This is a genomic window from Pusillimonas sp. MFBS29 (assembly GCF_020687695.1).
GTDB lineage: Bacteria > Pseudomonadota > Gammaproteobacteria > Burkholderiales > Burkholderiaceae_B > Pusillimonas_C.
Window position 1 is genome coordinate 19072 of sequence record NZ_JAJEWL010000011.1, and the last position, 15587, is coordinate 34658.

A 15587-nucleotide genomic window follows, 5' to 3' on the forward strand; every position below is an offset into this window, starting at 1 on the left:
CAGGCGCATGTCATTGGCCGGAACACTCTGGTCCGATCAGCAGTTCGGCGATGGCCTGCGCGACCTCGTGGGCGCTGTCACCCGACAGCATGGTGACGTGATCGCCGGCAACGTGACGTATGTCTACAGGTCGGGTCGTGTAAGCCTGCCATCCCATGTCGGGCAATGCAAGCAACTGGTTCTCGTGTCTGCCCAGATCCGAGTCGCGCGGTGCGGATGCGCGGATAAGGGCCAGGGGCAGTGCCTGGTCGGCACCGGGTGCCGGCTGATAGTCCAGATAGGCCTGGTACTGCGCCATGCTGGTGCTGTGGGCGCGTTGCAGCCATTGGGCGTCGGCGGCCGGTGGAAGCAGCTTGGCGCCGTGCAGACGCCTGCAGGCGAATTCGTAGCGCTCGCCTGCAGGCTCGGCCAGCAGTTCTTCTTGTGTCAGCACCGGCTCCTGGCCCTGGAAACGGGCGCGTACGTCAGCCATGCGCACCAGCCACTGGGCGTCGGCGCGTTCGGGGTCGGAATCAAGTATGGAGCTGCGCTCCAGTGGCGCGGGCGTATCCACCAGCACGACGCGCTCGGGCGGCCTGCCGCAGGCGGCCAGCTGCCTGGCCATTTCAAAGGCAACCAGTCCGCCGAATGAGTAGCCGCCCAGCCATAGGGGTGAGGCCTGGCCGCGCTCGGCAAGCGCCGCCAGGTTGGCTGCTGCCATGTCGGGAATCGAGTGCAACGCTTGTTGGCCCTGTTCCAGTCCGGCGGCTTGTATGGCCCAGAAAGGCAGCTGCGCCGGCAGGGCGCGGGCCAGGTCCAGAAATACGCTGACATCGCCCGCGACCGGATGAACGCAAATAAACGGCACAGTGTTTTGGCTGGCTGGAACACCGAGCTGATTCATGGGTACCACGGGGCTCCAGCGCTGGTCGGACTCCAGGGCATGCGCCAGCGCCGCCACCGAGCGATGCTCCAGCAGCAGCGAGATGGACACAGGCCGATCCAGCATATCTTGCAGGCGTATGGCCAGTTGGGTGATGCCCAGCGAAGTCAGGCCCAGGAGCCAGAAATCGGTGTCCAGATCAGGCTTGAGTCCAGGGGCTTGCGCCACCATGCCGGCGACGGCGGCCGCGATGCGCGCTTCCAGCGTGCTGCGCGGCTTTGTTGCGAACTGCAGTGGCATGCGGGTTGCGTCGGTGGCCAATGGCAATGCCGGGCGTGCGTCGGGATGGGGCAATGCGTCATGCCTGCCATCGGCGCCGGCCGGCAAGGCCACAAGCATGTCGGCAATAACGCGCAGCGCCTGCGCGGTATCTTCCAGCTCGCGTCCGTCTTCCGGCTGAATCAGGGACAACACCAGCGATTCGCCGGGTATGACGACAAAAGTCAGGTCGTAGGCGGTCTTGAGCCGCGTATGTACGGTTTCAACCTGCAGGCCTTCGGCACCGCTCCAGGCGCTGGTACCCGAGGCCAGATTCTCGACCAGCACCAATGTGTCGAACAAGGGGCCGGACGGGTGGTTGCCGTCTGCCGCTGCGGCAATCTCGGCCGGTGACAGATGGGCATGTTGCTGCAGTTGGCCCAGCTGCACCTGTATGGCGGCAAGCTGTGAGGCCGGGCTATCGGCGTCATCCAGGCGAGCACGCACCGGGACATTGTTGATGAACAGGCCCACGATATGCTCCACGCCAGGGATGCTGGCGGGCCGCCCCGAAACAGTGGTGCCGAATACGACATCGCTGGTGCCCAGACGTGCGGCCAGCCAGGTGGCCCAGGCGTAATGCATGACGGCCGCAAGTGTCAGGCCGCGCCGGCGTGCGAAGGCCGTGAGGGCCCGGCTGGCCTGCTTGTCCAGGGTGTGCCGTTGTGTATTGAAGCGGCGCGCGGCCTGGCTGGCCGGCGCAAACAGGAGGCGGCGTTCGGGGGAGTTGCGCAACAGTTCGGTGAAAAATGCCTTGCTGTCGGCATGATCCTCTTTTTCGAGCCAGGCAATATACGATCGATAGGGAATGACGGTATCGAACAAGGGCGCGCGCCGGCTGCGGAAGCTTTCATAGGCCGCCCGGACTTCCCGCTCAAGGCGCCCGAGACACCAGCCGTCGATCAGCAGGTGATGAAAACTGGAAACCAGGTAGATATCGTCGTCGGCGACCTTGACCAGCGTCAGTCTGACCAGCGGCGCCTGCTCCAGCTGAAAGCCCCTGGCCTGGTCCGAAGCCAGCAAAGCCTGCAGACGCTCCGGGTCGAACCGGGGCCAGGTTTGCACGGCAAGCGGCAGCTTGACCTTACGCTGCACGACCTGCAGCGGTCGTTCCAGACCGCGCCAATGGAAAGCCGTACGTAGTACATCGTGTCGTTCAAAGACGACGGTCCAGGCCTGCACGAAGGCGTCCAGATCGAGTGCACCGCGGATGCGCACGCAGCTTTGTTCAAAGTTGACGCCCGAATCACTGGCCGTCAGCGTATGGACCAGCATGGCTTCCTGCATGGGCGATAGTGGATAGATGTCCTGTACCTGTCCAGAACTGGACAGCAGGGCGTCGAGTGCGGGTCCGGCAACCCGGGCCAGCGGGAAGTCATTGGCGGTGTATAAGGGGCGTACGTCCTGGTCGGCCAGCTTTGTCATGTCCTGCAGTGTTTCCGCAATGCGTTCCAGCAGTGCGCCTGCCCCCATGGCGGGTTCTGCTCCGGCCCATGACAGGCACAGCTGTCCGCCGGCAAGCCGGGCCAGCAATGCGCCGGTAACCGAGGCGCTGAAAACGGGCGGGGTGTGCAGCCGCATGGTGTGCTGTACCAGGGGCATGTTGGTCCAGGCCAGGCCCAGCGCGGCGGTGGGCAGATCGAACGCCTGGCACAGTGTCCGGTACACGCAGCCCGTGTCTGCTACCGCCTGCCTGGCTGATTTGATCGCCCGCAACCGTTCAGGCAGGGGCAGGCTGCCCGCTGGCGTCAGCATGGGTGTCACGCTGTCGATCTTGCCCACAATGCGATGGGCGTCGGGCGCGCCATCTGGCAGCCGGCGCGCCGTCTCCATGGCCTCCAGCAGCAGTGGGCCCTGGTCCGCCCGCAATGCATCGTTCAGCGCCGCTGCCAGCATGTCCAGCGGGGTGATGGCCAGCTGCATGGTGACCTGGCCGAACAGCGTGTCGCACAGCGTCGCGGGCAGTTGGTGTTGCGCACGAATGCGCAGCGGGGTTTCGTGTGCCAGCAGTTCGGGTGGGGCGGCATCCCGCAAGGCGGGCGATTCGAGCGCGGCAAGCCCGGTGCCGGCGGCCTGGTCGTCGGCGTACTCCTGCAGCCAGCTCAGCCAGTCACCATAATTCAAACCGGCTTCGGGCATGGGCGGCAAGGGTGCAGCATCGATCCTGAGGGCGGTGTTCAGCTCGCCCAGCAAGAGCATCAGGCTGGCCTGGTCGGCCGCGCCCGGATGCACAGCCAGGATGACAACGGGCGGCATGGCCTCGCCTCGGTCGACCAGCGTGGCAGCCAGGGTAACGCCCGTGTGCGTGTCCAGGCCGCGCCCTATGCGGGCGGCATGTTCGGCCACCCAGCGATCTATATCAGCGTCGGCCAGATGCCGGGCCTCGACCATGCGTATAGGAAGCTGGCCGACGTAGGCGGCGATTTCCAGGTGGCTGGCCTGGCCCTCGCGCACACAGCGCAAGCGCAGTGCATCATGCCGCTCGGCCAGTCTTTGTACGGCCAGCGCCAGATCGACGGCGCGTATGGGGCGGTCGAGCACCAGGCTGGCAAGCAGGAAGGGCTGGCTGGCGGCTGCGCCGCTAGCCTCGGGCAGCAATTCGGCGGGAAAAATTCGTGCCGTGCCCCGGCGTGAACGAGGCTGCGCCGCGACCACGAGCGCCGCAAGCCGTTCTATGGTCTGAAGCTGAAAGATATCGGCGGGTGTGATGGCATAGCCGGCTTCCGACGCGCGTGCCGCCATGCGTATGGCCAGTATGGAGTCTCCGCCGATATGAAAAAAGCTCTCGGTGATCCCTATGGCATCCAGACCCAGCAAATCCTGCCAGATGGCCTGGAGTACGGTTTCTTCATGATTGCGCGGCGCCAGCAAGCCGGCGGCCCGATCATAATGGTGATCTTCCACCGCCGGCAGCGCCTTGCGGTCGACTTTGCCGTTCAGGTTCAGTGCAAGCGCCTTGCTGCTTACGTAAGCATGGGGCAGCATATGCGGCGGCAGTTGGGACTGCAGGAATTGGCGCAGCTCGGCCGGTGTCGGGCCAGGCATGCTGTCCGGCACCACATAGGCGATGATTTGTCTTTCGCCTTGGCCCAGCCTTGGGGCCGCGACATGCACCATGCGCAGGTCCGGATGGCGGCCAAGTGCCGCCGTGATTTCGTTCAGCTCGATGCGAAAGCCGCGTACCTTGACCTGGTCGTCGGCGCGGCCCGCGAACAGCAGCATGCCGTCATCGCGCCAACGGCCGAAATCGCCGGTGCGATACATGCGGGCGCCCGCCTTGTTGCTGAAGGGGTCGGGCAAAAAGGCCGAGGCAGTGCGGCCGGGATCGTTCACATAGGCTGTGGCCACGCCATCTCCGCCCACATAAAGCTCGCCGTTTATGCCGGGCGGCAAAGGGTTGCCGTGCCGGTCCAGCACATAGACTGTGCTGTTGGCGACAGGCGGACCCAGCGGCAGCTGGATATCGTTTTCATGCAGGTCGGCAGCATCGAAGCAGGCGCTGAAGGTCGTGTTCTCGGTGGGGCCGTAGGCATGCAGCAGGGTCAGGCCCGAGGCACGGCCTGCCCGGTACACGGCACGGACCAAATCCAGATTGGTGGTGTCGCCGCCGGTCAGCACGAGGCGCTCTCCGGCGAACAGGCCCGGATCTATGGCCGCCATTTCGTGGAACAGGCCGGTGGTGATCCACAGCATGGTGATGTTGTTTTCGTTCAGGGCGCGCCTCAGCTGTGTGGCGTCCAGCACGGTGCCGCGCTCCAGCGCGACGACGGTGCCGCCGTTCAGCAGCGGCGCCCAGAGCTCCAGTGTCGATGCATCGAACGCTGGGTTCGAATAGAGCGCGGCGCGGGTGTGCGGTCCGAAGCGGGCGAAGTTGGTGTTGCGCACCAGACGCAGAATGGCGCGCTGCGGCACCGCCACGCCCTTGGGTTCGCCGGTGGAGCCCGAGGTGAACATAATGTATGCGGTGTCGGATGGATCGCAATGTCTTGGGAGCAGGGCGGGCAGGTCGGCCGCCTGCGCCTCCAGCGCGTTGATATCAAGGACGTCCGGGCCGTCGTAGTCCCGCTCGTCGTTGCCAGTCAGCAAAACAGCCCGTGCGCCTATGGTCTTGGCAAGCCGGCGGCGGTGCGCGTGCGGGTGGGCCGGATCCATGGGCACGTAGATGGCGCCGGCGCGCAAAATGGCCAGCACCAGCGTCAGGTAGCGCGCGCCAGGGGGTATTACGATTACGACGGAATCGCCCGGACCTATGCCGGTGGCGGCCAGGGCCGAGGCGATTTGAGCCGATGACAGAGCAAGGTCGGCATAGCTGATCACTGTGCCGTTCTCTTCGATGGCGGGGCTGTTCGGAAAGCGCTGTGCGATATCGTCGAACAGGGTGACGATGCTGCTTTCGCTGTCGTAGGGACGGCTCGTATCGTTGAACCGCCTGATCAGATCCAGGCCGGCCTGCCGGCTGATCAACGGAAGATCGGCCAGCAGCGTCGCCGGCTTGGCAGCCGCCGCTGCTGCCACCTCACCAAACCAGGCAAGCAGATTCGCGATAGTGGAATGCCGGAACAGCGAGGGCTCGTAACGACACCAGAGCTCGAGGTGTTCCGGGGTCTGGCGATAGACCAGGGAAATATCCGATTTGGCTGACTGTTCGGTCTGGTCGTCGACGACCGCATAGCGGCTGCCATCGTTTGCCGCCTGCGGGGCGCCGCTGCTTTCCAGGGCGCCGAATAACACCTGCATGAGCGGGGTGACATCTGCATGCCGTTCGATATCGATAGCCTGGACTATGCGTTGAAACGGAACGTCGCGATGTCGGACGGCATCGCGAAACGTATGCTGCACCTGTTCGAGCAGGGCGTCGTAGCTCGTGTCGGCATTACATTGGATGCGCAAGGGCAGGGTGTCGACCAGCAGGCCGATCAGTCCGGCCAGCTCTGGTCGTGTGCGCTTCGAGACGGGAATAGAGACGGTCAGGTCTTCAAGGCCGCTCCAGCGGTGCAGAACGGCAAAGAAAACAGCCAGCAAGGCCATGAAAGGCGTGGCCCCGCGTTGGCGTGCGGCCTCGGTCAGTGCCGCGCCTGTGGTGCCGGCGAGCATTAGCGTTTGTGTTGCACCGGTGTCTGCCGGGTGGCCGCGGCTTGCGTCCAGGGGAAGGTCGAGCATGGCCGGTACATGGTGCAGCTGCTCGCGCCAGTATCGCAGCGCATCGGCCAGCGCAGGCGCATCGGGCGCTCCGAACTGCTCCTGTTCCCAGTCAGCATAATCGGGATATTGCAAAGGCAGTTCCGGCCAGCCGGGTTCGCTGCCGGTCAAGGCCGCGTTATAGGCGGTGATCAGGTCGTCAAGGAACAGCGGCAGCGAAGCGCCGTCGGCGACAGCGTGGTGAAACACTACGGCCAAAGCCATGCCGCATCCGGCCGTATCCGGCGTGCAGGGCATGAAAATGCGGGCGTGGACCGCCGGTCCCTGGTCCAGGTCAAAGGCTTGCTGCGCCAGTTGTGTAAGCGCTGCGCTGATGCCTTGTTGCCATAGTTCGCGGCTGGCGCCGGGTATGTCGATTTTCGGCAGCGCAATGACAAGGTCATCGCGTATTGCCTGGACGGGAACGCCGTCGACCAGGGGAAAGCCGGCACGCAGCACATCGTGGCGCTGAACGACGTCGTTGAAAGCACGGCGCAGTGCGCCTGCGTCAACGGGGGCGCTGATCTCTATCAGCAGTGGGACGGCATAGTCAGAGCGTCCGGGCTGGAGCAGATCAAGATAGCGCAATTGACGCTGCGCGAACGAAGCGGCGGCAATATATCCGCTGCTCATTGAGTATCCCGGGCGGGGGCGGCGCCAAGGTCGACGCGCACCCTTTGCCTTTTCCGTATGGCCGGTGCGGCATCGCCGCGTGGGCTTCGCAGCCGCCGTGCCAGATCGGCCAGGCGCGGTGCTTCAAACAGGTCGACAAGCTCCACCGCCAGATTCATTTCGCGGCGCAAGCGCGAGACCACTTGCATGGCGTCCAGCGATTTGCCGCCCAGAGCGAAGAAATCGTCGTGACGGCCTATATTGCTGCGTTCGAGTACCGATTGCCATACCTGAGCAATGCGCTGTTCAACTTCACCTTCAGGCGGCGCGGATGTGCCGGCCTGCTGCACGGGCGCCGGCAAGGCCTTGCGGTCGAGTTTGCCGGACGCGCCGCGGGGCAGGCGTTCGTGCAGGACAATACTGTGCGGCACCATGTAGGCCGGCAACCTTTCCTGGATGTGCCTGAGCACGGCTTGCGTCGAAGGAAGGGCGCTGCCGGCCACATGGCCGACGATCTGCGGCTGCGCCTGTGGATGCGCGTGATGCACGACGGCGACAGCGTCGCTGACACCTGGCGCCTGTAGCAGGCAGGCACTGATTTCCTCGAGCTCTATACGATAGCCGCTGATCTTGACCTGGTCATCTGCCCGGCCCTGGAAATGCAGTTTCCCGTCAAAGCCCAGCGTGACTTGGTCACCGGTGCGATACATGCGTGCGCAGCGGCCGGTGTCGTCGTAAGGGTTGGCCAGGAAGCGCTCGGCCGTCAGGTCGGGGCGCCCGACGTAGCCGCTTGCAATGCCGGGCCCGGCGACAAGCAGTTCGCCTACGGCGCCGGGCGGGCAGAGCCGGCCACGTGTATCGGCCACGTAGGCGCAGGTGCCCGGAATGGGCCGGCCAATCGAGACCGGACCGGTTTCACCAGGTGAGCAGGACTCCAGCGTGGCCCACACTGTGGCCTCTGTGGGACCGTATTCGTTGCACAGCTGTGTGCCCGGCAGCTGTGCGTGATGACGCTCGACCAGTTCGCGCGGGCAGGCTTCGCCGGCCACGATGGCCAGCTCCAGCTGCTTCAGGTCGCTGCCGGCTGCCGAAGACAGCATCAGGTTCCATTGCGAGGGAATCATGATGGTCTGGCTGACGTTTTCGCGGGCAATCAGCCGAGCCAGGCGGTCTGGATCGGACGCTTCAATGGGCTGGGGCAGCACGAGCGTGCCGCCTGTGGCCAGCGTGCCGAAGATGCCTGTGACCGACCCGTCGAAGATCAGCGGAAAGGTCAGGAGCAGGATACGGTTGGGCCGGCCCGGGTGAGCCTGGTTGCGGGCCGCAACATGATAGGAAAGATTGCCGTGCGCGACGGCAACGCCTTTGGGCTTTCCCGTTGAGCCCGAAGTGAAGATCACGTAGGCCTCGTCTTCAGGACGATTGCCGGGTATGGCGGCTATAGGGGAAGGAGCCGTTGCGGGCGGGCCTGCCTCGGCTGCAAGCGGCGTCATGCCGCCCACTGCCTCGGGTGTTGCCGACAGGATGGCACCCAGGCCGGCCTGCGCGGCCATGAAGGTCTTGCGGTCTTCAGGGGCATTCACGTCCAGGGGAACATACGAGGCACCGCGCAACATAATGCCAAGAATGGCTGCCAGGGCCTGCGGCGTGCGCTCCAGATGCAGGCCGACCCGCGTGCCCGGCTGGACGCCGTGTACTTCCAGCTGCACGGAAATGGCCCGGGCCCAGGCAAGCAGATCGCCGTAGCTCAGGCGCTGTTCGCCGTAAACAACGGCGGGTGCGTACGGCTGCCCGGCGGCGTGCTCAAGCACGGCATGCAGGACTGAAGCGGGCTGCTCCTGGATCAACGGTGTGTATCCGCCTTTCTGCAGGGTATCGCGCAGCGTGGGAGGCAGGATGTCCAGTTGTGCAACCGGTATATTGGCCTGGCCGGGCAGCACGGCCAGAGCATGCGCCAGCATGTCCAGCCGCAGCGCGGCGTCGGCCTTGGCGTAGTGGCGCAAGTCATGCATGAGCTGCAGGTGAAGGCCGCCTTCCGCCCGGCGCTCGATCATCAGATTGAGCGGCATGTCGGGCACTGTGGTATCGCCGCTTTCCAGCATGCGCAACCCGCTGCCGGTCAATGCGCCCGCTTCGTCCAGAGGATAGTTCTGATACGCGAGCAGACTGTCGAAGGGCAGGGTGCCCGATGGCAAACCCATGGCGGCACCAAGCTCGTCCAGGCTGATGGGGCCGGCTGCGCGGGCCTGTGCGGTCTGGGTCTGCAGGGCCAGGGCCCAGGTCTGCAGCGGTGTTTCATCCAGGTGCGCCAGGACGGGCTGCGTTTGAATCTGAATGCCGACCAGGTGCGCCGAGGCGCTGCTCTCCAGATGAGGCGGCCTGATGGTCTCGACCGAGCCGAACAGGACGGTGTTTCGATTGAGCAGGCGACTGTTCACAACCGCCCAGGCAACGTGGATCAGTGTGCTGACGGTCAGTTGTGCGGATCGGGCGAATTCGACCAGACTGGCTGTGTCCGTTGCCGACAATTCCTGGCTGACCAACCGGATGTCGGGTTCGCCGCGTGCCTGCGCCAGGGGTATCCATTCCTGGTCGGTATCAGAGCCGGCTTGCAGCGCGGCCTGCCAGTGGCGTCGCGCCGGCTCGCCGTCGCGGCTGCTTTCCCAGTCGGCATAGGTGCGAAAGGCGGGCGCAGGCAGCAGGCCGTGGTCCCGGCCGTCGAGCAATGCCTTGTAAATGACGAATACTTCGTCCAGCAGTATGCCCAGTGACCACCCGTCAACCGTCAGGTGATGGCGTGTCCAGATGATGCAATGGCGGTCTGCGGGCAAGCGAATCAGCGTCAGACGCATCAGTGGGGGCTTGCGGATGTCAAAGCCCTGATTACGATCTTCGGCCAGCAAGGCATCCAGTTGCCCGCGCCAATCGGCGGCGTCAGTCCGGTCGTGCCGGACGATGGGCAATGCCGCCAGCCGGTGGACCACCTGGAAGGGGTGGTCTTTGATCTCCCAGTGAAAGCCGCTACGCAGCGCGGAATGCCGGTTCACGACTTCTTGCCAGGCTTCGCAGAATAAGGGTTCGTCGAGCTTGCCGTCCAGGATTGCCCACCATTGTCCTGTATATAAGCCTTGCTCGGGATAGGCTATGCAGCGCACCAGCAGGGCTTGCTGTATTCGGGTCAGGGGATAGGCGTCTTCGATGGGGCGCACTGCAGGGGTCTCTGCCGACGCCGGGCGTTGCGTGGGGCTGGTGCCGTTATGCAAGGGGGGTGCGGTCATGGGCGTATCAAACCCGGCGTTTGTGCCTGGACATTGCCGGAAATGAGCCGCAGCCTGGCGTGAGTGCCTGGCTAGTGCCGGCATCTACACGCGATGGGCTGCGTACTCGTGAAGCGATTACAGGCTTTCTATGTAGAAGCCTTCACCCTTGACGTCGCCGTCGGTGAACGTCTTGAATTTTTCCACCCAGGCGCCGCCGTCCTTGGCGTTCGGGTTGCTGGCAAGCGCATCGAACGATGCTTCGTCTTTCCAGACGGTAGCCAGACCGAACATGGATGGATCTTTTTTCGAGCGCATCAAGCCAAAGCCGATCAGGCCGGGGATATGATCGCCGGGCTTGGATCCGTCGTTGGGGAGCAGAGATTTTTCGAGCAGTTCACGAGCTTCTTTCTCGTTGCCTGCCTTGATGTTGGCGCGCGTAATGGTCAGAAACATTTCCGCCATGATGAATGTACCTCCGAGTTAACTTAGTTTGACTACGGGAAGCTTTGGTCTCTGGAAATGCCTTGATTTGCTGCACGTATTGGGCAACCTGAGAATAAGAAGTTTATTCTTATAAACTCTAAAAGTACAATATTTGATACAAATTAAATTTATTAGTCATATATAAAACGGGGCCGGCGCAGGTGGCATCAGTTTGCAACGCTCGAAGTTGTGTCCGGTTCGAAATGGAACTCCGGAAACAGAGTGCCGCGAATGGGGCCGCCCAGGCGCAGATCGGCGTTCAATCCGGATTGCTCAAGCGCGGCGATCAAGTCCCGGGCGTGGGGGGCAACATAGGCGTCGTCGGTCACCCAGCGCGTTATGAAGCGGCGTACGGGATAAGGCGTCTGGTTTCCCGGTGCACCATGTACGGTGCGCGCGTCGAACAGCAGGCAGTCGCCGGCTTCCATGTCCCATCCCACGATATCGTAGGCGTCGCGGTCAGCTTCAATATCGGGCACCTGGCCGAATTTCACGGCGTCGGCACGCGCGCGGTCGCCGTGAAATTCGGCATAGTAGGCGTCGGCTGCCGAGCGTAATGCCGGATCTTCGAAGAAGGACTTGGGCATGAGGATCTTTCCCCAGGTATGTGAGCCGCGTATGAACTCAAGGGCGGCTGCGCGAGGGGTGGCGTCCAGAGCGACCCATATCGAGCAGAAGGGCCCCTGAATGACGGTGTCGTGGTGCCAGGGTGTGCGCTGCGCCGTGCCGGGTTCCTTGACGAACCAGGTGTCCTGGGCCAGGCGCACACGGCTCGAGGCCAGGCCATGCGCAGCAATGCGGGCGGCAGGCGACTCCATGCAGAACCGAGTCAGTTCGGGAATATACCGGCGCGACCAGCAGTCGGACAGGAACGCTCCCTGGCCGTCGTCCAGGCGCCGAAAAAAAGTACTGGGCCGGGCGATGTTTTTCTTGATTCCCTGGCGGGCCAGGGTTATCCATTCATCTGAAAAGGCCTGTCGTATGCAGACCACGCCGTCTTTTGCATAGTCTTTTGCGAAGTCTGTTGTGCCAGTCATGGTTTGTCTGCGTGAGTTTGTCGATGAAATGTTTCCATCGTGTTTCAATTGTGTTGTCAAATTGACGTGGTCATTCGAATTTTAAGTTGATAAAAAAGAAAGTAAATGTATTAAAACAATAACAATGTAAAAGTGCGGCTTCGGCTGCTAGAATGCTCAATCCGGGTGTTACAACTTGTTAAGTAAGTGGGGTCGTATGCTTCATACGGTGGACAACATCAAGGAGTCGACTGCAGCGTCATGGCAATGGCTGCTGCGGGTTCGCAGCGCCTCGCCCGGTCAACCCAACTTTGTATTCTTTCCGCATGCCGGCGCCACGCCGCTGTCGATAGGCCGCATGGCTGCCGTGCTGCCCGGCACAGCGGGCGTGGTCGTCGCCGTGTTGCCGCGCGGCGGCAATCTCGACCATGGCACGCCGCCAACGCGCGCCACCGATGCCGCGCAATGCATCGCCCGCAGTCTGGCAAACATGCCACGCAACGAGTCTCGCCGGCTGGTTCTGGTCGGGAATAGCTATGGCGCATTGCTGGCCTACGAAACAGCGTGGTGCCTGGTGGATGTAGCTCACGATGTCGAGCGACTCATTGTTTCCGGCTTTCGCTCTCCCGCACTGCCGCTGGCCGATATTCCTCTTCATCGCTTGCCGTCGGCGCAGCTGTATGCGGAACTGGCCGCGCGTTTTGGCGTGCCACTCGATGCCGGTGCCGAGCTGGCCGAGCCCGCGCTACGCGCAGACCTGCAAGCCTGCGATACCTACCGTCACCGGCACGGCAAGCGGCTGCCTGTGCCGCTGGATGTCCTGCACCTGACCGACGACTCGTCGGTCTCTGTGGCCGAACTTCAGGCCTGGCAATCCGTGTCGTGCTACCCCGTGCGCCTGACGCCGTGTGCCAGCGGGCATTTTCCCTGGGCAGGCAATCCTGAATTGGCCGCCCGTGCGCTGCTTGGGCTGACGACGAACCAGGGAGCATGCCATTGAGTAGTGTTCGCAGACTTCAAACACGACAGGACACACAGTGATAAACAGAATACGTGCACGGTTGCGCAGCGGTTTCAAGTCCTCTTCGGGCCGGCTCGAAGAGTTCGAGCACGATGCGCGCGCCTTGCTGGGGCTGCATCCCGACGATACCGATGAACGGCTGGCCGGCGAAGTCACGAGCGACTTGCGCTCCAGTCCGGGAAAAAGCGCCGAGCTGGAACTCCTGCGCCGGCTGCTTGCGCGGCGCATGGGGTGTCCCGAGCCCGCACTGGGTTTGTTCGGGGTGGGTCTGCTGCATCTGTTAAAGCATAAGGCAGAAGAGGGTGTGCCTATTCGCCTGGATCAGGCAGCCGACATCGAAGGCGTGGCATCGCGGCTGGAACAGGGAGCAGCCGACCCTGACGATGCGGCCCGGGCAGGCGCCTTTGTGCGTTTCCTGCTCGACACCTATGGTGTCGACGGGATGCTGGCATTTGCCTGCGCCATGCAGCCCGGCGCCCTTCTTGACGACGTTGCGCAACAGGCCACCGGCAAGCCGCTGCTCATGCTGACTTTGCAATGGAGCGAGTCGCTTTCGCGCGAGCAGCCGGGTAAAGGCTTGTTCCCGTTCGTTGTCTGGACCATAGGCTTGCTGCGGCCCTATCGTTTTTTCTGCACGCTGCTGGTCATAGGCATACTGATACAGACGGCTTATGCCACCTTCATGCCGATCTGGCTGAACGAGCTGTTCGACGATGGCATAACCGCGCAAAATGCGACCGTCATCTGGCACACGCTGGCTTATCTGTTTGGCGGATTCCTGGTCACGTCCGCCGCTGGTGTCGCCATAGATTTCAGCGTGTCGACGCTGGGGCCCAAGGCGCTGAACGATGTGCGCACCCAGGTTTTCGACAAGCTCCTGGCCTTGTCGTCACGTTCGCTGAACCACTTCAAAAGCGGCGACCTGGTCTCGATGTTTTCCGCCGACATGCAGATCATGGAGAACGCCATCGTGCGTGCGGTGCCGGGCATCGTGTCCAAAAGTTTTCTGATGCTCGGCTCGCTGATCACGGCGGTGATTCTTGACTGGCGCATGGCGGTGGCCACCATATCACTGCTGGTCATCGCCTTCTGGTTGCCGCGCCAGGTGGGTCGTATCGCGGTGCGTGCGGCTTATGCGCGCAAAGTCCAGGATGGCAAGCTGGCAGGCTACATCAAGGAATCCATTCTGCTGCTGCCGGTCATACGCACGCTGGATATCGGTGCACATCGGCGCGTGTTGTTCGATGAGCACACCGATGAAGTCTACAAGGCCAGCTACAAGCAATACCTGATGGGCGAACTCACCGGGCGCGTGACTGTTTTTGCGGTCAGTGCGGCGCAATTGGGCATCATAGGGCTGGGCGCCGTGCTCTCGCTGAACGGCACGGTGTCTGGCGGCGTGGTGGTTGCCTACATAGGCCTGCTGCTGGCTTTCGGCGGTTCAGCCGGCGCCATTGCAGGCCTGCTGCCGCCGGCCATACAGGCGGTGGGCAGCTGGCAGCGCATCAATACCGTGCTGGCCCAGCCCGAAGAGGCTTCTGCTACCCGCCCGGGCACGCCTTTCCATGAGCCGTTGAGGCGTGTTGCGTTCAACGACGTCTCTTTCAGCTACAACGGTGACAGCCTTAATCTGCAGGGTGTCTCGCTGGATGCCCCGACACCCCGGCGCATCGCGCTGGTGGGGCCGTCGGGATCCGGGAAAAGCACGGTCATCAATTTGCTGTCGCGCAACTACGATGTCATGAGCGGAAGCATCTTGCTGAACGACACTGATGTGCGCGATATCGACAGTCAATCATTGCGTGCCCTGATGGCCGTGGTCAATCAGGACACTACGCTGTTCGAAGGCTCGATTGCCTACAACATCCGCATAGGTCGTATCGATGCCACCGACCAGGAAGTCGAGCAGGCGGCACGCGCTGCAGAAATCCATAACTTCATCATGACGCTGCCCAATGGCTACGAAACCCATGTGGGCGAAGGCGGCAAGCTGCTATCGGGCGGACAGCGCCAGCGGGTGGTGATTGCGCGCGCCTTGCTGCGCAACCCCAAGATACTGCTGCTGGACGAGGCAACCTCGGCGCTTGACGCCGAAGCCGAGTCCGCCATCAACAGCACGCTGTCGCGGGTCAGCACAGACCGCAGCATGTTCTCGGTCACGCACCGGCTGGCCTCGTGCCCCGATATGGACCTGATCTGCGTCTTCAAGGACGGTGTGATGGTCGAGCATGGCAAGCACCATGACCTGCTTCGCCTTGACGGTGTGTATGCGGGAATGTGGGAAAAGCAGGCCGATATTTCCATTGCGAACGAAGGCCAGGATGTCGATATCAGCGTCGAGCGACTGCGCAAGATTCCGCTGTTTGCCAGCGCACCGCCCGCAGACCTTGAGCGCTTGCGCAGCTTGCTGAAAGTCGAAGAGGTCGCGGCCGACACGGTGCTGATCAAAGAAGGCACGACCAGCGGGCGCTTCTACATCATTGCCCGGGGCAGCGTGGAAAGCTCCGTGATGCTTGACGACGGCACGGCGCTGTCCATGGAAGTCCTCGAGGTCGGCGACTTCTTTGGCGAGTTCGCCTTGCTTGAGGGCATACCGAACCCCACCACCTGCCGTTCCCGTCACCCTTGCCTGCTGTTGTCCCTGAGTCGCCAGGAATTGCGTCGCATTGCCGACCTGGGCCGCAGCAGCGAGGAGCAGACTCCGCTTGAGAAAGAGATTGCCGCCACACTGGACCGCCGGCTGGATGCCAAGCTCGATGAATTGATGCGGCGCCGGCTCGAGCTGCGCAAGGCGACCGCCGCAGGAGCCAGCCGCCAAACCTGATAGCCAAGGAACC

General features: G+C 63.0%; 6 protein-coding genes. 2 read left to right on the plus strand and 4 right to left on the minus strand.

Annotation, left to right across the window (positions count from 1 at the left end):
* Nucleotides 1-10: 10 nt before the first annotated feature.
* From LKR43_RS14665 to LKR43_RS14680, 4 genes are all read right to left on the minus strand, one after another.
* On the minus strand, nucleotides 11-6991 hold the full coding sequence (locus LKR43_RS14665; RefSeq protein WP_227684960.1) for a non-ribosomal peptide synthetase: 6981 nt from the start codon (nucleotides 6989-6991) through the stop codon (nucleotides 11-13).
* A complete protein-coding gene (locus tag LKR43_RS14670; RefSeq protein ID WP_227684961.1) occupies nucleotides 6988-10248 on the minus strand; it encodes a non-ribosomal peptide synthetase in 3261 nt (1086 codons plus the stop codon). Before LKR43_RS14670 ends, LKR43_RS14665 begins: the two co-directional genes overlap by 4 nt.
* Nucleotides 10249-10365: 117 nt before the next feature.
* Nucleotides 10366-10692 carry an antibiotic biosynthesis monooxygenase gene (locus LKR43_RS14675; RefSeq protein ID WP_227684962.1) on the minus strand — a complete coding sequence of 109 codons (327 nt, stop codon included), beginning with the start codon at nucleotides 10690-10692 and terminating at the stop codon, nucleotides 10366-10368.
* A 188-nt stretch (nucleotides 10693-10880) separates the two neighbouring features.
* Entirely contained in the window at nucleotides 10881-11750 is an 870-nt protein-coding gene (locus LKR43_RS14680) for a phytanoyl-CoA dioxygenase family protein (RefSeq protein WP_227684963.1), read from the minus strand.
* 196 nt (nucleotides 11751-11946) lie between these two features.
* On the opposite strand from LKR43_RS14680, the gene LKR43_RS14685 reads away from it, so the two are divergent.
* Nucleotides 11947-12729 (plus strand): thioesterase II family protein, encoded by a 783-nt coding sequence (locus tag LKR43_RS14685; protein WP_227684964.1) that lies wholly within the window; start codon nucleotides 11947-11949, stop codon nucleotides 12727-12729.
* A gap of 37 nt (nucleotides 12730-12766) precedes the next feature.
* Nucleotides 12767-15574, plus strand: a complete 2808-nt coding sequence (locus LKR43_RS14690) for an ATP-binding cassette domain-containing protein (protein ID WP_227684965.1) — start codon at nucleotides 12767-12769, stop codon at nucleotides 15572-15574.
* Nucleotides 15575-15587 lie beyond the last annotated feature (13 nt).